Annotated in this window: 20 protein-coding genes; 14 read left to right on the top strand and 6 right to left on the bottom strand. The window is 33.6% G+C overall.

Going from position 1 to position 18,169, the window contains the following annotated elements; genetic code table 11:
* Positions 1-42 precede the first annotated feature (42 nt).
* From panB to sasK, 5 genes are all read left to right on the top strand, one after another.
* Positions 43-861: a 3-methyl-2-oxobutanoate hydroxymethyltransferase gene (gene panB / locus NSS86_RS11975; RefSeq protein WP_000860047.1), complete on the top strand. Its 819-nt coding sequence runs from the start codon at positions 43-45 to the stop codon at positions 859-861.
* On the top strand, positions 854-1,705 hold the full coding sequence (gene panC / locus NSS86_RS11970) for a pantoate--beta-alanine ligase (protein WP_000163737.1): 852 nt from the start codon (positions 854-856) through the stop codon (positions 1,703-1,705). Before panB ends, panC begins: the two co-directional genes overlap by 8 nt.
* Position 1,706: 1 nt before the next feature.
* The gene (gene panD / locus NSS86_RS11965; protein ID WP_000621532.1) at positions 1,707-2,090 is read left to right on the top strand and encodes an aspartate 1-decarboxylase; all 384 of its coding nucleotides are present in this window, start codon (positions 1,707-1,709) and stop codon (positions 2,088-2,090) included.
* 342 nt (positions 2,091-2,432) lie between these two features.
* The gene (locus tag NSS86_RS11960; RefSeq protein ID WP_000161220.1) at positions 2,433-3,509 is read left to right on the top strand and encodes a trypsin-like serine protease; all 1,077 of its coding nucleotides are present in this window, start codon (positions 2,433-2,435) and stop codon (positions 3,507-3,509) included.
* A gap of 15 nt (positions 3,510-3,524) precedes the next feature.
* Positions 3,525-4,160 (top strand): LPXTG-anchored surface protein SasK, encoded by a 636-nt coding sequence (gene sasK, locus NSS86_RS11955; RefSeq protein ID WP_000755982.1) that lies wholly within the window; start codon positions 3,525-3,527, stop codon positions 4,158-4,160.
* 97 nt (positions 4,161-4,257) lie between these two features.
* On the opposite strand, the gene NSS86_RS11950 is transcribed toward sasK, so the two are convergent.
* Positions 4,258-5,940 carry a CocE/NonD family hydrolase gene (locus NSS86_RS11950; RefSeq protein ID WP_001071595.1) on the bottom strand — a complete coding sequence of 561 codons (1,683 nt, stop codon included), beginning with the start codon at positions 5,938-5,940 and terminating at the stop codon, positions 4,258-4,260.
* Positions 5,941-6,082: 142 nt separating this feature from the next.
* On the opposite strand from NSS86_RS11950, the gene NSS86_RS11945 reads away from it, so the two are divergent.
* Positions 6,083-6,670: a TetR/AcrR family transcriptional regulator gene (locus NSS86_RS11945; protein ID WP_000151110.1), complete on the top strand. Its 588-nt coding sequence runs from the start codon at positions 6,083-6,085 to the stop codon at positions 6,668-6,670.
* Between the two features lie 80 nt (positions 6,671-6,750).
* On the opposite strand, the gene NSS86_RS11940 is transcribed toward NSS86_RS11945, so the two are convergent.
* Positions 6,751-7,200 carry a glyoxalase/bleomycin resistance/extradiol dioxygenase family protein gene (locus NSS86_RS11940; protein WP_000125705.1) on the bottom strand — a complete coding sequence of 150 codons (450 nt, stop codon included), beginning with the start codon at positions 7,198-7,200 and terminating at the stop codon, positions 6,751-6,753.
* A gap of 353 nt (positions 7,201-7,553) precedes the next feature.
* Here NSS86_RS11940 and NSS86_RS11935 point away from each other — a divergent pair, with 353 nt between their 5' ends.
* Complete coding sequence (locus NSS86_RS11935; RefSeq protein WP_000606210.1) at positions 7,554-8,276, top strand: epoxyqueuosine reductase QueH; 723 nt, start codon at positions 7,554-7,556, stop codon at positions 8,274-8,276.
* Positions 8,277-8,461: 185 nt separating this feature from the next.
* On the opposite strand, the gene NSS86_RS11930 is transcribed toward NSS86_RS11935, so the two are convergent.
* Both NSS86_RS11930 and NSS86_RS11925 read right to left on the bottom strand, forming a co-directional pair.
* Positions 8,462-8,737, bottom strand: coding sequence for a hypothetical protein (locus NSS86_RS11930; RefSeq protein WP_000159839.1), 276 nt, complete (start codon positions 8,735-8,737; stop codon positions 8,462-8,464).
* Positions 8,738-8,891: 154 nt separating this feature from the next.
* Positions 8,892-9,956: a quinone-dependent dihydroorotate dehydrogenase gene (locus NSS86_RS11925; RefSeq protein ID WP_000277419.1), complete on the bottom strand. Its 1,065-nt coding sequence runs from the start codon at positions 9,954-9,956 to the stop codon at positions 8,892-8,894.
* Positions 9,957-10,173: 217 nt separating this feature from the next.
* On the opposite strand from NSS86_RS11925, the gene NSS86_RS11920 reads away from it, so the two are divergent.
* The 7 genes from NSS86_RS11920 to NSS86_RS11890 all read left to right on the top strand — a co-directional run bounded on the left by NSS86_RS11920 (position 10,174) and on the right by NSS86_RS11890 (position 16,086).
* A complete protein-coding gene (locus tag NSS86_RS11920) occupies positions 10,174-11,040 on the top strand; it encodes a fructosamine kinase family protein (RefSeq protein WP_001005520.1) in 867 nt (288 codons plus the stop codon).
* Positions 11,041-11,380: 340 nt separating this feature from the next.
* Positions 11,381-11,659: a TIGR04197 family type VII secretion effector gene (locus tag NSS86_RS11915; RefSeq protein ID WP_020977619.1), complete on the top strand. Its 279-nt coding sequence runs from the start codon at positions 11,381-11,383 to the stop codon at positions 11,657-11,659.
* 14 nt (positions 11,660-11,673) lie between these two features.
* Positions 11,674-12,042 (top strand): hypothetical protein, encoded by a 369-nt coding sequence (locus NSS86_RS11910; RefSeq protein ID WP_000066369.1) that lies wholly within the window; start codon positions 11,674-11,676, stop codon positions 12,040-12,042.
* Complete coding sequence (locus NSS86_RS11905) at positions 12,030-12,326, top strand: DUF4176 domain-containing protein (RefSeq protein WP_000447712.1); 297 nt, start codon at positions 12,030-12,032, stop codon at positions 12,324-12,326. The genes NSS86_RS11910 and NSS86_RS11905 overlap by 13 nt, the downstream gene beginning before the upstream one ends.
* A 332-nt stretch (positions 12,327-12,658) precedes the next feature.
* The gene (locus tag NSS86_RS11900) at positions 12,659-13,765 is read left to right on the top strand and encodes an NAD(P)/FAD-dependent oxidoreductase (RefSeq protein ID WP_001163746.1); all 1,107 of its coding nucleotides are present in this window, start codon (positions 12,659-12,661) and stop codon (positions 13,763-13,765) included.
* Entirely contained in the window at positions 13,759-15,099 is a 1,341-nt protein-coding gene (locus NSS86_RS11895) for a nucleoside recognition domain-containing protein (protein WP_000895182.1), read from the top strand. The genes NSS86_RS11900 and NSS86_RS11895 overlap by 7 nt, the downstream gene beginning before the upstream one ends.
* A 96-nt stretch (positions 15,100-15,195) precedes the next feature.
* Entirely contained in the window at positions 15,196-16,086 is an 891-nt protein-coding gene (locus NSS86_RS11890) for a GTP-binding protein (protein ID WP_000706515.1), read from the top strand.
* A gap of 146 nt (positions 16,087-16,232) precedes the next feature.
* Here NSS86_RS11890 and NSS86_RS11885 read toward each other — a convergent pair whose 3' ends face one another.
* Complete coding sequence (locus tag NSS86_RS11885) at positions 16,233-17,063, bottom strand: alpha/beta hydrolase (RefSeq protein WP_000448918.1); 831 nt, start codon at positions 17,061-17,063, stop codon at positions 16,233-16,235.
* A 19-nt stretch (positions 17,064-17,082) separates the two neighbouring features.
* A complete protein-coding gene (locus tag NSS86_RS11880; RefSeq protein ID WP_000836421.1) occupies positions 17,083-18,093 on the bottom strand; it encodes an amidohydrolase family protein in 1,011 nt (336 codons plus the stop codon).
* Positions 18,094-18,169: the final 76 nt, after the last annotated feature.

The raw sequence follows: 18,169 nt of genomic DNA, 5'->3' as shown, positions 1-18,169 counted from the left end.
TATACTATTTCTAATAATACTGCAAAAAGAGGTTGAATAACATTGAAAACAGTAAGTCAATTAATAGATATGAAACAAAAGCAAACTAAAATTTCTATGGTAACAGCTTATGATTTTCCAAGTGCTAAACAAGTGGAAGCAGCGGGTATTGATATGATTCTTGTTGGGGATTCACTTGGTATGACTGTATTAGGTTATGAAAGTACCGTACAAGTGACGTTAGCAGATATGATTCATCACGGTCGTGCAGTAAGAAGAGGCGCACCAAATACATTTGTAGTTGTTGATATGCCGATTGGTGCAGTAGGCATCTCTATGACACAAGACTTAAATCATGCTCTAAAGCTTTATCAGGAGACGAATGCAAATGCAATTAAAGCAGAAGGAGCGCATATTACACCATTTATTGAAAAAGCAACGGCAATTGGTATTCCTGTTGTTGCACATTTAGGATTAACACCTCAAAGTGTTGGCGTTATGGGGTATAAATTACAAGGTGCAACGAAAGAAGCAGCGGAGCAACTTATTTTAGATGCGAAAAATGTAGAACAAGCTGGTGCAGTTGCGTTAGTACTTGAAGCAATTCCAAATGATTTAGCAGAGGAAATTAGCAAGCACTTAACAATTCCAGTCATTGGTATTGGTGCAGGAAAAGGTACAGATGGTCAAGTATTGGTTTATCACGATATGTTAAATTATGGTGTTGAACATAAAGCGAAATTTGTGAAGCAATTTGCTGATTTTAGTGTTGGTGTGGATGGTTTAAAACAATACGATCAAGAAGTTAAATCTGGTGCATTTCCATCAGAAGAATATACGTATAAAAAGAAAATTATGAATGAGGTTAATAACAATGACTAAGCTGATTACTACGGTAAAAGAGATGCAACACATTGTTAAAGCAGCCAAACGCTCAGGAACAACGATTGGTTTTATCCCAACAATGGGTGCCTTACATGATGGACATTTAACGATGGTACGCGAATCAGTTAGTACAAATGATATTACAGTTGTGAGTGTATTTGTTAATCCATTACAATTTGGTCCAAACGAAGATTTCGATGCTTATCCGAGACAAATTGATAAAGATTTAGAATTAGTATCAGAAGTAGGGGCGGACATTGTTTTTCATCCTGCAGTAGAAGATATATATCCAGGTGAATTAGGTATTGATGTCAAAGTAGGTCCATTAGCTGATGTGTTAGAAGGAGCGAAGCGTCCAGGGCATTTTGATGGGGTGGTAACAGTAGTTAATAAGCTATTTAATATTGTTATGCCGGATTATGCTTATTTTGGTAAAAAAGATGCCCAGCAATTGGCTATTGTCGAGCAAATGGTAAAAGACTTCAATCATGCCGTTGAAATTATTGGTATTGATATCGTTCGAGAAGCAGATGGTTTGGCGAAAAGTTCAAGAAATGTTTATTTAACGGAGCAAGAACGACAAGAAGCGGTACATTTAAGTAAAAGTTTGCTATTAGCACAAGCGTTGTATCAAGACGGTGAACGTCAAAGTAAAGTAATTATAGACAGGGTTACTGAATATCTTGAATCACATATAAGTGGACGCATTGAAGAAGTTGCTGTTTATAGTTATCCTCAATTAGTAGAACAACACGAAATAACTGGACGCATATTTATCTCGTTAGCTGTCAAATTTTCAAAAGCGCGTTTAATAGATAATATAATAATTGGAGCTGAATAAAGTGATAAGAACAATGATGAATGCTAAAATTCATAGAGCAAGAGTGACTGAGTCAAATTTAAATTATGTAGGTAGTATTACGATTGATTCAGATATTTTGGAAGCGGTAGACATCTTGCCAAATGAAAAAGTAGCCATCGTGAATAATAATAATGGTGCACGTTTTGAAACATACGTAATAGCTGGTGAAAGAGGTAGTGGTAAAATTTGTTTGAACGGTGCAGCATCAAGACTTGTTGAAGTAGGCGATGTAGTCATAATCATGACTTATGCACAGTTAAATGAAGAAGAAATTAAAAACCATGCTCCTAAAGTAGCAGTAATGAATGAAGACAATGTCATTATTGAAATGATTCATGAAAAAGAAAATACGATAGTGTTATAAAATAGTATAAGTTAGAAACCTCTAGTAGATAACAATGTAGTTATCCATTAGGGGTTTTTATTTTTATGCCAATTGGGTTAGCGTAATAGAAGTAAAGGTATTATCGTTGCAATTTTATCAGTGTTAAATGATGGACATATTTATAAAGAAATAGTTTTGCGAATTGATTATCTAAAACAGTATTCAGAATTTATTTGGTAGAAAATAGAATTCTTAACTTAACGAGATAAGTTAATGACATGTTGTTTAGTTTCGTGAAGTAAAAATATTGAATTGATAGCAATTATATAATAAAATTATATGAAATAGATAAAAATAATATAGATTAAAGGAGGAATGCCTATGACAAAAATTTTTAAAATATCATTTTTGATTTTGTTAGTAGTAATTGTTTCTAGTTATTATGGTGAAAGTTTTGTCTTAGCTGATAATAATCCTATCGTCAATTCAGAAAATGGTAGTGATAATAATTTTGAATCAGGAACAATTGAACGTAATCAAAATGAGCTTTATGAAGTAGGTGATTATAGTACGCCCTTAACTGAGCGAGTTTTCGGTAAAGATCAAAGAACGGTTGTTAATAATATTTTACAAAGACCTTATAAGCAGACTGTATTATTAAATATGACGTTTTCAAATAACCGTGTATATAAAGGCACCGGTACTATGATTGGTAAGGACATTGTATTGACAGCGGCTCATAATGTCTATTCTAAAGACGATAAGGGTTGGGCTAAAAAGATTGATGTCTATGCTGGAGTAAATGGGCAAACATATACAATAGGAAAGGCCTTTTCGCATAAGTTTTTTGTATCTAAAACTTGGATTAATAATGCTCCTACAAAAGAAGATATAGCAATTATTAAGTTAAATAGTAATTTAGGAAATAAAACAGGTTACTTAACTTTGAACACACACATTAGCAAAGGTGAAAATATTGAAATTTCTGGATTTCCAGGAGACAAGTCAGACAACAGACAATATAAAGGTAAAGGGAAATTAGAAAGTTTTGATGAGAATGAAATGTATTATACGGTAGACACATTTTCAGGACAAAGTGGTAGTGCGATAAGAGATTCAAAAAACAATATCATCGGAGTACATGCATACGGCAGATATAATCATAATTCAGGCGTGAGAATAAATGATTTAAAATTAGATTACATAAATTATTGGATAGGTAAGTATAGAAGTCATCCATATAATAAGAAAGTGAAAGTAATTAAAAGTAAGTATATATATTGGAAAAACATTGAAATTACAAAAAAGGGTGATAATAAATTAATTAAAAAAGATAAAGCGTACACAGCTAAACTCTATTACAATATTCCAAATGGGTATAAATATTACTCTTTATACGACGAAAAAAATAGATGGATGGGTTACTTTAATAGCAATGATATTAAGGTAGTAAAATAGGAAAGGATGAATAAGATGAAAAAAGTTATAAGTTTATTTGTTGCAATTTTATCAGTGTTGATTTTTACGGATAATGCGAACGCCGAAAATAACAAACCTGAAGGTGTGAATGAAAACAGCAATTTAATACCAGTTAGACAACCGGATGCAAATTATCCAGGGCCAGTTAGTGACATAGCACGTGTGAAAAAACTTGATAATTTAATAGATGGCACGAAAGATCCAGATGTTATCAAGCAGTTGAAAGATGATAATGAGGTGCCGAATAATGCGGTAAAGGCAAAAGATTCTAAAATAGTATCCGACTGCAGACATTTACTAAAACATCCAGATAATTTAATAGATGGCACGAAAGATCCAAATGTTATTAATCAGTTGAAAAACGCAAATGGAACATCGAATAATAGTGCTGTAAATCCAAGTATTAAAGCAAATGATATTCACACAAAAAGTAATAAACAAATGGCTAAACAACAAAGTATTCATTTGGATAGCAAGAGCAAGTCAGTACATAAGCAACAATTGAAAGAATTGCCAAAAACAGGAGTAAACAACGAAAGTAATACAGCAATAATGGCTTTATTTATTGGTTTAATATTGCTTGTAGTAAGTTTAGTGACAAGATTTATAAAATTAAATAGCCATCAATAATAAAAAGGGCCACACCTTGGTTTAAGATTCCAAGCGTGTGGCCTTCTCTTCTATCACTATGTCACTTTTAATCAAAATCGACCGTAATTCCTGCATGTCAATTAACGATAGGAATGATTAATTGTGAATCATATTTACCACCAGTATAAATCATGTGCATGCCGTTATTTATGGTTTCTTCATGTTCATAACGTGTTTTCATGCCAGGGGTACTATTACCAATTACAATTTCACTACCTTTTACAACAACTTCCAATGTTTCGCCTTGTTTAAATAGCGTGCCTGAAGGTAACAATTCGATTTCAACAGGTACAATCTCATCTTGTGACAACTTTAATTCTGTTTCATGTTTATGCCAAGGTTGCGCGATTGTGGATTTTTCTTGATCTAATTCACGATGTGATACGCGTAACCAACCAGTAGCTACTTGACCATTTTCAATATGATTAAAATCAGGGAAGTTAACTTCATTACCACGACGATCTAACTTTTTAATACCTGCAAATAAATCCATATCGTCTGAGTCTGTAGTGCTTACCCATAGTTTTAAGTTCATGTTTCCAACTAACTCAGTATCTTTGTCAAACGTATATTTAAAACTTACATCTTGTCGTTTATCTTCAGAGTCATATTGTGCGACATACGCGCTACTAATCTTTGCATGATTCAATGTGTGATTTTCAGCATTTAAATACAATGGTGTATATTCTGTGTTAGGTAAAGGGAACGCTGACGCTGATTTGAATTCGCCTTTATAAAATTGATCTCTAACTTCATATATGACATGAGGCGTATCTTTCCAATCGTTATTTTCTTCTTTAAGGTAAAAATCAAAGAATGATTTTTGGCGTTCGAGATTTTCTCTAGCGTAGTAACTTTCCCACTCTTTACGTCCATGCACATATAGCCATTTTTCTTCTGATGCAGCTTGTTTAAATCCTTCAAAAGAGCCACGGTTGTGCAAACCTTGTGTAGACCAACTAGCACATGTTAGTAGAGGTGTTTTAATTTGTGATAATGGCACTTGACGCTGTTTCCAAAAATCATCGAACAAAGGGTGTTCTTGTTGTGCTTGAATCATGTCTTCGATATTTGGATTATCTGTCCATCTCGCAAAAATACCTTGTATCCAGAAACGATAAAAGCCAGTATCAGGAATACCCCCGTGAAAGGCTACTTCTCTATACATATCATTTAATCCTTCCCAAGGAATCATTGCTTTTAAATGTGGTGGATTTAATGATGCGACCCACCATTGAGTCACCGCAAGATAAGAAACACCATTTGTTCCGATATTTCCATTACTCCATGGCTGTTTTGCTGCCCATTCAATCACTTCGTAATAATCTTCCGCTTCTCTTTTTGACCATGGAGATAAGACGCCTTTGGATTTGTCACTACCGCGTAATGCAACTTTAACTACAACATAATCGTTTGGTACCCAAAATCCTGGGTCTGGTGATTCTTCAGGTGTAAAACTAGATGTCGGAATGGCGCCTAATGTTGGCCAAAGGGCACCCATATTGGTGATTTTAGGCTTATTATCTTTACCGTAAGTATCTGCAGACATAACTACAGGGAATTTGCCATCTTTATTTGGTCTGAAAATATTAATATATAATTTTTCGCCATCGCGCATTTCCACAGTGACATCTTTTTCCATAATCATTTCTTGATTTCCATATTGAACACTGTCGACAACGATGTGGTTAATACCGGTTTTCACTTCATTGACATGAGTTACAGTTAATTTTGGATTTCCTAGTAAATGTTGGTTCATTGTTATCACCTTTTTCTGTTTGTTTGTATCACCTATATTAAACAGGTAAACATTGTGTGCCAATCATCAATGTTGGAGATTTGTGGGATAATGAACATAACGTTTATAATTGTTTATAATCATTGGGGAGGACTTGATATAAATGACTATAGATCGACGTATTAGAAAATCACAAGTTGCAATGAGAAATGCATTTATTGAACTTTTACATCAACACCAATTAGAAGAGATTACTGTGCAACAAATTGCAGATTTAGCTGATGTTAACCGTAGTACATTTTATACGCATTATTATGATAAATATGATTTGCTTGAAAAATTAGAGGACCAGCAGTTGGAGGAAATAAGAGACTTCATTCATGATGAGAAGTTAAATGGAGCAGTTAAGTTATCCACGGATAACATACATCAAATTATGACTGTTTTAATAGATATGATAGAAAAAGACATCGCATTTTATCAATTGATGTTTCGTATGGGTAAAGATTCAAATATACACGAAAAACTATATGACTTAATTATGTGTCATTTACAACGTTATAAAAATGAAAATGATCAAATTAATGGTATACCATTTTCTTATTTCATGAGTTATGTTTCAGGTGCGGGATTGTCTTTGATAAGACATTGGGTAGAAGATCCAAACCGTATAGACAAAGTTGACTTAATAATGCATTTTAATACGATTGTCAATCAAGGGCCAGCAACGATAATTAAAAATATACAATAAAATAAGGCAAGCCATGAATCGAGAGTGGCTTGCCTTGCTAAATAACATAAGCTTATTAAATGATATCTTTATCAATAACATTATTGTTGGATTGCAGTATAGTCTTGACCATGTAACATCCAACGAACACCGTATTTATCGGTAAAGACGCCCATTTTGCCACCCCAGAATTGGTCAGCAAACGGTAATTCTATTTCAATTGAAGAATGATCTTTAATTTTCTCATAGAATGCTTCAACTTTATCAGCATCTTCCTTATTGTTAACATCATAATCAATTAATAATGATATGCCATTATTAATTTTGTCAGCGCGACCAAAAGAATCAGAACATAGCACTTTTACGCCAAGCACTTCAAATTCAGCATGCATAGTTGCTTCTTGCGCTTCTTCCTTAGTCATACCAAAATGTGACGCTTGTTCTTCGCCAACTTCTAAACGTTTAACGTCAGTTGCACCAAATACTTCTTCGTAATATGCAAGGGCTTCTTTTGAATTTTCAAAAGCGATATAAGGGAATAATGCTGTCATGTAAAACACCTCAATGTAGTATTTTTATTACTAACACCATGTTACATTAAAAAATGGCAAAAGTATAACTTTTACGATGAATTGAAGTCAATCTTTTGTAAAATACACGATAAATTGTAAGATGAAATTGATTTAAATGAAGTAAACATATATATGACATACAAAAAATGAAAATGACACAGAGACGTATGTGTTGTTTAGTGTTTTAAAATTCAAGTTTAAAAAATGCTTTTAGATACATAAGGGACTTTCGAAATATAAATGCATTAAAATGAATTTCTAACTTTTTTGACTGACATTTAATATGAATCATATATAATAGAAGTTAATGATTAAATGTGGGAGGTTAAATCATGATTAATGCTGAACCTATTATCAGTAAAATGAAAAATCAAAAAATTAATTATGACAAGGTGTTGAAGAAATTAATCGGGCAGTGGGAAAGAGAAGCAATCAGACCTAAAATCTTATTGCATAGTTGTTGTGCACCTTGTAGTACATATACATTAGAGTTTTTAACACAATATGCAGACATTGCAATTTATTTCGCGAATTCAAATATTCATCCGAAAAATGAATATTTACGACGTGCTAAAGTGCAAGAACAATTTGTGGAAGATTTTAATCGCAAGACTGGTGCGAATGTGAAGTATATTGAAGCACCTTATGAACCGCATAAGTTTGTGAAAATGGTGAAGGATAAAGAATTAGCTGATGAAAAAGAAGGCGGCTTACGTTGTACCGCTTGTTTTGAAATGCGTTTGGATATTGTAGCGAAAGCAGCTGTAGAACATGGCTATGATTATTTTGGCAGTGCAATCACGTTATCACCTAAAAAGAACGCACAATTAATCAATGAACTTGGTATGGATGTCCAAAAAATATACGATGTGAACTATTTGCCAAGTGATTTTAAGAAAAGTAAAGGTTATGAGCGTTCCATAGAAATGTGTAATGACTATAATATCTTTAGGCAGTGTTATTGTGGATGTGTCTTTGCAGCGATGCAACAAGGTATTGATTTTAAAACAGTTAATAAAGAAGCGAAAGCATTTTTAGAACAATATCCAGATTAATCATTGGAAATGAGATAAAAGGCAGGCTCGTATACATGCCATATCCCATTAAAAATTATCAAATAGAAACCCGAGATTTTAGTGAAATGAATCATACTAAAATCTCGGGTTATTTATATAATCGTAAATATTGTAGCTATACTGAATAACTGGATCCTGAGACATAAAACAATGTCTCACTCTAATTAAATCATTTTATGAACAAATCTTATAATTGCTAAAATGACAATGACAAGTGTTGAAATAAGTGAAAACACTTTAAACTTTTTGTAGTCGTTTTTCGTTTCATTTTCTCCTGTTTTCATCATTTCACGTAGCTCTTGCTCAATTTCTAAATCAAGATCTGTTTTACGATAACCATTCAAACCTTGACGTTCATCTTCTTCAGTTTGATTTTGTTGCTGTGTGTCTTTGTTGTCAGAAGTCGCTACTGTTTTTTTATTATCTGTTTCTTTAGTCATAACAAACGCCTCCGTTATAAAACGCTATATTTAATGATATGTGATATTTAAGCCATTATTTTGAAAAATGGTGATAAATATATCTTCTTGAGTTATATCATAATTTTAATAAGACGATTCAGCAAGTTTTAAAGTGTTATTTGACTACGTTGGATTAGGCATCTAGTCCTATAATATCACTGACATTGTCAAAATGATGATCTTTTAAGTAACGTGCGATGCCTTTGTTCATTTTCTTAGTTAAACCTGGGCCTTCAATAACAAGTGATGAATAAATTTGAATAAGTGACGCACCGTGACGCATCATTTTGATTGCATCTTCAGTACTGAATACGCCGCCTGTACCTATAATTAAAAATTCACCATTTGTTTGCTGATAAGCATACTTAATCAATTTTAAATTACGTTCAAATAATGGACGACCACTCAAACCGCCTTCTTCGACTTTATTAGCAGAAGTTAAACCATCTCGTTGTCGCGTTGTGTTTGCTAAGATGATACCGTCAAATGTCTCAGTAATCGCTGGTAATAGTGCTTTTAAGCCATCGAAATCCATATCAGACGTTAGTTTTAAGTAAATTGGCACTGTTACATCGTGCTGTTTTTTAAATGTTGTCAAAGCTTGACATAACATTGAAAATTCATCTTTATCATGGAAATTTTGAAGGTTTTCAGTATTTGGAGAACTGATATTGACTGTGAAAAATGAAACGTCGTGTTTAAACGTATCAATGACTTTTATATAATCTTGATAACGCGCTTCATAAGGTGTCATTTTATTCACACCAACATTGATACCAACAGGTACTTGATAAGCATTTTTACGCAAATGACTGAGTGCTTTGTTCATACCAATATTATTGAAGCCCATTCGATTTATCAAGGCGTCATCTTCTAATAATCTAAACATGCGTGGTTGAGGGTTACCCGGTTGAGGTTTAGGTGTGATACCACCTAATTCTAAAGCACCGAATCCAAGGTGTTCCAATGCTTTTGGTACTTCGCAAGATTTGTCGAAACCAGCTGCTAAGCCAATTGGATTGTCGTACGTATTACCTTGTATCGTTTGTGATAACGTTGGATTCTTATAAGTAAATAGTTTATCGACGACTGGGAATAAAACCGGAAACTTTTGTAACGTTTTTAATGCATCGATAGTTAGTCCGTGTGCTTTTTCGGGTTCGATTTTGAATAAGAAAGGTTTAATTAATTTGTACATGAGTATGCTCCTATTTCATTATATTTGAGGCTTACTATCCTCAACTTAATATATGTGAAATATATTCTTTTAATAGACTAGCATTTCCCTACATAATTTCCTAGTTAAAACTAAAAAGTTTTGAAAATTGACGCAAGTTTGAATAACGTTTTTAAGATTAAATCATCCTAATTAGGCAATATTATAGTATAAAGTAAGTAGATTGGAAGGTGTTTGTATGAATGAACAATGGTTAGAGCATTTACCTTTAAAAGATATTAAAGAGATTTCACCAGTGAGTGGTGGTGATGTAAACGAAGCATATCGAGTCGAAACAGATACGGATACATTTTTCTTACTTGTCCAACGTGGACGTAAAGAATCATTTTATGCTGCAGAAATTGCAGGTTTAAATGAATTTGAACGTGCAGGTATCACGGCACCTAGAGTAATTGCAAGTGGCGAAGTTAACGGTGATGCGTATTTAGTGATGACGTATTTAGAAGAAGGAGCTTCAGGGAGTCAACGTCAATTAGGTCAACTCGTAGCTCAATTACACAGTCAGCAACAAGAAGAAGGCAAATTTGGCTTCTCATTACCTTATGAAGGTGGCGATATTTCTTTTGATAATCATTGGCAAGATGATTGGCGTACCATTTTTGTCGATAAACGTTTGGATCATTTGAAAGAAGAGTTGCTAAATAGAGGGCTATGGGATGCCAACGATATCAAAGTATATGACAAAGTGCGAAGTCAAATTGTGGAGGAATTAGAAAAGCATCAAAGTAAACCGTCTTTATTACATGGTGATTTATGGGGCGGTAATTATATGTTTTTAAAAGATGGACGTCCTGCATTATTTGATCCAGCACCATTATATGGTGACAGAGAATTTGATATCGGTATTACAACGGTATTTGGTGGTTTTACGAGCGAATTTTACGATGCGTATAATAAACATTATCCGCTCGCAAAAGGAGCATCCTATAGACTTGAATTTTATCGTTTATATTTATTGATGGTGCATTTATTGAAATTTGGTGAGATGTACCGTGATAGTGTTGCGCATTCTATGGATAGGATTTTACAAGGTACAACAAGTTAGTTAAGACGTTAGATTGAGATAAATAGATAATATGCACAGATATTTTATGAAGAGAAGGCCTTCAGTTGCCTCAATAAAAATATTTGTGCTTTTTTATTGCTGGAAAATAAAATTTTAATCGCTATTGTTAATTTCTGTAATGCAAAACAAGGTTGAGTTGCAATAAAAGTGATTTTATAACTTTTTGTTCAATAAAATTCTAGGAATGATACATATTTATTGATACAATAATTTTGAATATAATCACAAAACAATATTTAAGTATTATTGAATGTTTGAATATCATATATTGATACAGTTTCTAATAATTTTAAAATAATTTAAATGGGAAGAGGTGTAAATAATGAGTACAGTTCAAAGTGATATTTTCAAGACTAATAGTGCATCATCATCTATTAAAAGTGCCGTTGAAACATGTAATAATGTGTCGAAACCGGATAAAGATGAAAGTACAACAGTAAGTGGAAATAATAATGCTCATAGTGTGATAGACGATTTGATTAGTAAGAATCAATCTGTTGCTGAAGCAATAAGAAATGCGAGCGATAGTATACAAAAAGTTGGCGAAGAATTTAATCAAACAGACGTAATGATTGGTAATGAAATTGGTAAAAATTAAACCGTGGTGAAATGATGTCGAATAAACTTGATGGAATCAATAAAATGATCACAGCGAAACATAAGCAAATGGATGACTTATATGATGAAAAGCGAGAGGTTAAAGCTTTGATAGACGAAAGTGATGAGCTTAATCATTCGATAGAACAATTATATCAACATTTAGGTGACCGTTATCATAGTAGCAATATGGCTAGTCGTATGGAACAGTTCCGCGATGAATTTCATTTTGCGAAACGACGTTCAACGGAAGCGTTATACGAGCAGCAACAGCAAATTCAACATGGCATTCGTAAAGCGGAAGAAGAGATGATTGACTTGGAAATGCGAAGGAATGTTGAAATTGAGACGGTGACAAAGGAGGAAAATAAATGGAAACAATAGGAAGCATTATTTATTTAAAAGAAGGTTCGCAAAAGTTAATGATTATTAATAGAGGATCAATTGTAGAAATTGAAAATCAAAAGTATATGTTTGACTATTCTGCATGTAAATATCCGATTGGTGTTGTGGAAGATGAAATTTATTATTTTAACGAAGAAAATATAGATTCAGTTATTTTTAAAGGTTATTCTGATCAAGATGAGGTTAGATTTCAAGAGTTGTTTGAAAATATGAAACAAAATTTGGATAGTGAAATACAACGTGGAGAAGTTACACCACAATAAAGAAATACTTTATCTTTATTGGGGAGACGACGAAATAAGTTTTGTAAAAATATGATTTATGTCTCACCGCCAAAATGTTATCTCCAAGTACTGAGGCTGGATGATACCATTAAATGTCATTCATAATCATTTGAACTAACCGTAGCATCCTTAAATTTAATAAAAAAGACACATACCAACTTCCGAAATGTAGATGAATTCTCTACAATAACGGAAGTTTTTCTTTTAATATTGAAATTTCTTAAGGATAGGTCTATACTTTATAAATCGTAATTATTACGATTTATAGTCAAAAACAATAACTTGAAATAGATCATTGAGGGAGTGTTAATATGCAACATCATAAAGTGGCTATTATCGGTGCCGGTGCTGCAGGTATAGGTATGGCCATTACCTTAAAAGATTTCGGTATAACAGATGTCATTATTTTAGAAAAAGGAACAGTAGGACATTCATTTAAACATTGGCCGAAATCGACCCGTACGATCACGCCATCATTTACGTCTAATGGATTTGGCATGCCTGATATGAATGCAATTTCCATGGATACTTCACCAGCATTTACATTTAATGAAGAACATATTTCCGGAGAAACATATGCTGAATATTTACAAGTGGTTGCCAACCATTACGAGCTGAATATCTTTGAAAATACAGTTGTCACAAATATATCTGCAGATGATGCATATTATACGATTGCAACGACAACAGAGACATATCACGCGGATTATATCTTTGTCGCAACAGGTGATTATAATTTCCCTAAAAAGCCATTTAAATATGGTATTCATTATAGTGAAATTGAAGACTTTGATAACTTTAATAAGGGGCAATATGTGGTTATCGGAGGTAATGAAAGTGGCTTTGATGCTGCATATCAACTTGCAAAAAATGGCTCTGACATCGCACTTTATACTAGCACAACCGGTTTAAATGATCCGGATGCTGATCCTAGTGTTAGATTGTCACCTTATACACGTCAGCGACTAGGTAATGTCATTAAGCAAGGTGCTCGCATCGAAATGAATGTACATTATACAGTTAAAGATATTGATTTTAACAATGGACAGTATCATATCAGTTTTGATAGCGGACAAAGTGTGCATACGCCTCATGAACCAATACTAGCAACTGGCTTTGATGCAACAAAAAATCCAATCGTTCAACAATTATTTGTGACAACAAATCAAGATATTAAATTAACAACACATGATGAATCGACACGTTATCCGAATATTTTTATGATTGGTGCAACAGTTGAAAATGATAATGCCAAATTATGCTATATCTATAAATTCAGAGCGCGATTTGCAGTACTTGCCCATCTTTTAACACAGCGGGAAGGCTTACCAGCTAAACAAGAGGTCATTGAAAATTACCAAAAAAATCAAATGTATTTAGATGATTATTCATGTTGTGAAGTGTCATGCACATGTTAGAAGTGAAATATGATATGAGAACTGGGCATTATACGCCCATACCTCATGAACCTCATTATTTGGTTATTAGCCATGCGGATAAACTTACCGCAACAGAAAAAGCGAAATTAAGATTATTAATCATAAAACAGAAATTAGATATTTCATTGGCAGAAAGTGTAGTTTCTTCGCCTATAGCGAGTGAACATGTGATAGAACAATTGACACTATTTCAACATGAGCGACGACATTTAAGACCTAAAATAAGTGCGACATTTTTAGCCTGGTTGTTGATATTTTTAATGTTTGCATTGCCAATTGGTATCGCTTATCAATTTTCAGATTGGTTTCAAAATCAGTATGTATCAGCATGGATAGAATATTTAACTCAAACAACATTGCTCAATCACGATATATTACAGCATATATTATTTGGTGATTATGGTGTGCTATCACTTGGAACATATTCGCTCGTATGGGCATTGCCGGTTGTAATATTAATTAGTTTATCAACTGCAATAATTGATCAAACAGGACTCAAATCATGGATGATATGGGCAATTGAACCGTCAATGTTATGGATCGGATTACAAGGTAATGATATCGTGCCACTATTAGAAGGATTTGGATGTAATGCAGCAGCTATTTCACAAGCAGCACACCAATGCCATACCTGCACGAAGACACAGTGTATGAGTTTAATAAGCTTTGGTAGTTCTTGTAGTTATCAAATAGGTGCGACATTATCTATTTTTAGTGTAGCTGGAAAGTCATGGCTATTTATGCCGTACTTAATATTAGTACTTTTAGGTGGCATCTTACATAATAGGATATGGTTGAAAAAGAATGATCAACAACTTAGTGTTCCGCTACCTTATGATAGGCAATTACATATGCCAAATATACGTCAAATGTTGCTACAAATGTGGCAAAATATACAAATGTTTATCGTTCAAGCGCTACCTATTTTTATCACAATCTGTCTTATTGTTAGTATTTTATCACTAACGCCAATTTTGAATGTTTTATCACAAATATTTACACCTATATTATCGTTATTAGGCATCTCTTCAGAATTGTCACCAGGGATTTTATTTTCAATGATTCGAAAAGACGGCATGCTCTTGTTTAATTTGCATCAAGGCGCCTTATTACAAGGAATGACAGCAACACAGTTACTACTACTTGTGTTTTTTAGTTCAACATTTACAGCGTGCTCGGTCACAATGACGATGCTTTTGAAACATTTAGGTGGTCAGTCAGCACTAAAATTAATTGGAAAGCAAATGGTGACATCATTGTCTTTAGTTATTGGTGTAGGCATCATTGTTAAAATAGTAATGCTGATTATTTAAAAAAATGAACTATAACTGAATATAGAGTCATGTCAGTCAATAGGAGATCTATCTTGGAATATGCTATTCATATGAAGTATAAGAGGAGAGTCGCAGATGAAAATAGTTATTATAGGTGGGTTTTTAGGTGGCGGTAAAACGACTGTCTTAAATCATTTGCTCGCTGAATCATTAAAGGAATCGCTGAAACCAGCAGTCATCATGAATGAATTTGGGAAAATGAGTGTTGATGGTGCCTTAGTATCTGAAGACATACCTTTAAGTGAACTGACAGAGGGGTGTATCTGTTGCGCAATGAAAGCAGATGTATCAGAACAGTTACATCAATTATATTTAAAAGAGCAACCAGACATTGTATTTATTGAATGTAGTGGGATTGCAGAACCAGTCTCTGTCTTAGATGCTTGTTTAACGCCTATTTTAGCTCCGTTTACAACAATTACACATATGATTGGTGTAATAGACGCAAGCATGTATAAACACATTAAATCATTCCCTAAAGACATCCAAGGCTTATTTTATGAGCAATTAGCATATTGTTCTGTCTTATTTGTTAATAAAATAGATTCAGCAGATGTTGAAACAACGAGCAAACTATTGAAAGATTTAGAAGTTATTAACCCAGAGGCCGATATACAAGTCGGTATGCATGGCAGCGTCACTTTGCCAATATCAGTTAGACAAATGACAGCAACTTCTGACAATAAACATGAATCATTACACAAAACAATAAATCATCAATTTGTGCAATCACCAGTCACATGTACTAAAGCAGAGTTTATAAAACGTTTAGCATGCCTTCCGTCTCATATTTATAGGTTGAAAGGGTTTATGACATTTGAAGACACCACACATACGTATCTCATTCAATTTACACAAGGCCAATATGAATTAACACCTGTAGCATTTTCAAAAAAAGTGCCAGAATATTTGGTGCTTATCGGAAAGGGTATTTCAAAAGAAGACTATCAATGTTTGGAACAGTAGTGTTTTCAGTGGAAGAGAATGGTTAACATGCCTTCATGTATAATAACGAGTTGATTTGAACGTTTAAACGTAAACAAAAATAAGCTTGGTCAGCCATCAAATATAATTTGAAAACTGTCCAAGCTGTTTTATTAGAGAACGATCAATTAACCCCACATATTTAATAATACATCAGCAAAGCCTTCAGGTTTTTGAATATAACCTAAGTGACCGCCTGGAATATCTACAATAGGTATGCCAGTTTCTTTGTTTATATAAAAGTTAACATCTTGTGGGAAGGAGCCTCTAGAATCTGTCCCATTTAGTAGGGTGATTTTATCGCTGTATTTTGTGAAATCATCCAAAGTAATATCTGAATGCGTATATTGTCTAATTTCAAATTCTGACCAGAACATCGTACGTTTGTACTGTTCTATACGTCCTTCTTCAGTATCAGCAGGTTGAGACATCATTTTTGCATCAATTGGTGCGATATTTAATGTTTCACCAAATGTTTTCATACCTTTTTCTAAGCCTTCTGTTAAAATTTGATGCACAATGTCATCATTTTTATCTTTCCAATAAGTACTGTCTGGTAAAAATGTATTAATTGGTGGTTCGTGAAATGCAATCTTTTTAACGACTTCAGGGTAATCTTTTAACACATGCATCGCAACGATTGAACCTGAACTTGAACCTAATATATAGACAGGTTCATCACTTAATGACTTTGCAAGTTCGGCAATGTCCTGTGCGTCGCGTTTGACACGATAATCACTGTCAGGGTTTGAAGCGGAATCAGGGAGTGGTTCAGTTAACTCGCTTTCTCCATAATCACGACGATCAACGGCTACAACAGTAAAATGGTCTTTTAACTGTTCTGCAAGAGGCAGAAAAATGTTTCCGGTACCGTTTGCACCAGGAATAAAGATGAGCACGGGTCCTTGTCCGACTTGGTGGTATCGTAATTTAGCGCCTTGTAATTCTAAAGTTTCCATATTCAATGACCTCCATTTGTTAATTGTTAGATGATAAACCTAATAATTTAGCACCATTTGTATAACTTATTTTCTCTTTTTCTTCATCTGTTAAACCCAGTTCATCTAAAAATACACCTAATTTTTCAGGCTCAATATATGGATAATCAGCAGCATAAAGAATTCTATCAATACCTACTTCTTTCTTGACTAAATCAAACTGTGGCTTCGTTAACATGCCACTTGGTGTGATATAAAAACTATTTTTAAAGTAATAGCTTACAGAGTGGTTCAAATGTTCAGCGAATAAAGCTTCATCCATACGTTCTAAGAAGAATGGGATAAACTCACCCCAATGTCCAATAATCATATTTAACTTTGGATAACGATCAAAAATGCCAGATAATACTAGATGTATTGCATGAATTCCGACATCAATGTGCCAACCATAACCAAAACAAGCAAATGTTGCCGCAGTTACTTCAGGATAATTTCCTTTATAGTATGATTGATAAATGTCACTGTTAACTGGCGCGGGATGTAGATAAATCGGTACGTCTAAATTTTCAGCTGTTTTGAAAATAATGTCATATTTGTCTTGATCAAGAAAACCATCTTGTGCACGTCCCATAATGAGCGCACCTTTGAATCCTAAATCATTGATGCAACGTTCGAATTCTCGCGCTGCGGCTTCAGGCTCATTGATAGGTAAAGTTGCAAAGCCTACAAAGCGATTGGGATATTGGGCAATATAGTTTGCCAATTGATCATTTGCTTTTTGACATAATTCAATGGCTTTCTGACCAACTAAATTTGAAGGAGATCCATTTCCATAAGATAAGACTTGAATTTGAACGTCTTGATTATTCATAAATTGGATACGTTCATCATGATGTGATAATTCGTCGGCATTTGTAAAACCTGTCTTTTTTTCAAGGCCTTCTAACATTACTTTCATCGGTACACCTTTAGGATCTGCTGATATCGCATTCATCGTTTCTTTTTGAATATCTTCAATGACATAATGTTCTTCAAACGTAATACTTTTCATTTAATTCGCCTCCATATTGTTTTGCATGTATATTGCATCTATTGCAGAAGCATTTTTTATATACCTCTAATTTCAA

The organism is Staphylococcus sp. FSL W8-0056 (genome assembly GCF_037963075.1).
GTDB classification, from domain to species: Bacteria; Bacillota; Bacilli; order Staphylococcales; family Staphylococcaceae; genus Staphylococcus; species Staphylococcus aureus.
Note: the sequence above shows the minus strand (reverse complement) of the source record. Positions and strands in the feature narration are given on the sequence as shown.

Coding starts and splice junctions, on each gene's coding strand:
- NSS86_RS11950 (WP_001071595.1), bottom strand. CDS start 5,940: ATGAACCAACATTTACTAGGAAATCCAAAATTAACTGTAACTCATGTC.
- NSS86_RS11890 (WP_000706515.1), top strand. CDS start 15,196: ATGAAAATAGTTATTATAGGTGGGTTTTTAGGTGGCGGTAAAACGACT.
- NSS86_RS11910 (WP_000066369.1), top strand. CDS start 11,674: ATGTCGAATAAACTTGATGGAATCAATAAAATGATCACAGCGAAACAT.
- NSS86_RS11945 (WP_000151110.1), top strand. CDS start 6,083: ATGACTATAGATCGACGTATTAGAAAATCACAAGTTGCAATGAGAAAT.
- NSS86_RS11920 (WP_001005520.1), top strand. CDS start 10,174: ATGAATGAACAATGGTTAGAGCATTTACCTTTAAAAGATATTAAAGAG.
- NSS86_RS11895 (WP_000895182.1), top strand. CDS start 13,759: ATGTTAGAAGTGAAATATGATATGAGAACTGGGCATTATACGCCCATA.
- sasK (WP_000755982.1), top strand. CDS start 3,525: ATGAAAAAAGTTATAAGTTTATTTGTTGCAATTTTATCAGTGTTGATT.
- NSS86_RS11905 (WP_000447712.1), top strand. CDS start 12,030: ATGGAAACAATAGGAAGCATTATTTATTTAAAAGAAGGTTCGCAAAAG.
- NSS86_RS11900 (WP_001163746.1), top strand. CDS start 12,659: ATGCAACATCATAAAGTGGCTATTATCGGTGCCGGTGCTGCAGGTATA.
- NSS86_RS11925 (WP_000277419.1), bottom strand. CDS start 9,956: ATGTACAAATTAATTAAACCTTTCTTATTCAAAATCGAACCCGAAAAA.
- NSS86_RS11940 (WP_000125705.1), bottom strand. CDS start 7,200: ATGACAGCATTATTCCCTTATATCGCTTTTGAAAATTCAAAAGAAGCC.
- NSS86_RS11935 (WP_000606210.1), top strand. CDS start 7,554: ATGATTAATGCTGAACCTATTATCAGTAAAATGAAAAATCAAAAAATT.
- NSS86_RS11960 (WP_000161220.1), top strand. CDS start 2,433: ATGACAAAAATTTTTAAAATATCATTTTTGATTTTGTTAGTAGTAATT.
- NSS86_RS11885 (WP_000448918.1), bottom strand. CDS start 17,063: ATGGAAACTTTAGAATTACAAGGCGCTAAATTACGATACCACCAAGTC.
- NSS86_RS11880 (WP_000836421.1), bottom strand. CDS start 18,093: ATGAAAAGTATTACGTTTGAAGAACATTATGTCATTGAAGATATTCAA.
- panC (WP_000163737.1), top strand. CDS start 854: ATGACTAAGCTGATTACTACGGTAAAAGAGATGCAACACATTGTTAAA.
- NSS86_RS11930 (WP_000159839.1), bottom strand. CDS start 8,737: ATGACTAAAGAAACAGATAATAAAAAAACAGTAGCGACTTCTGACAAC.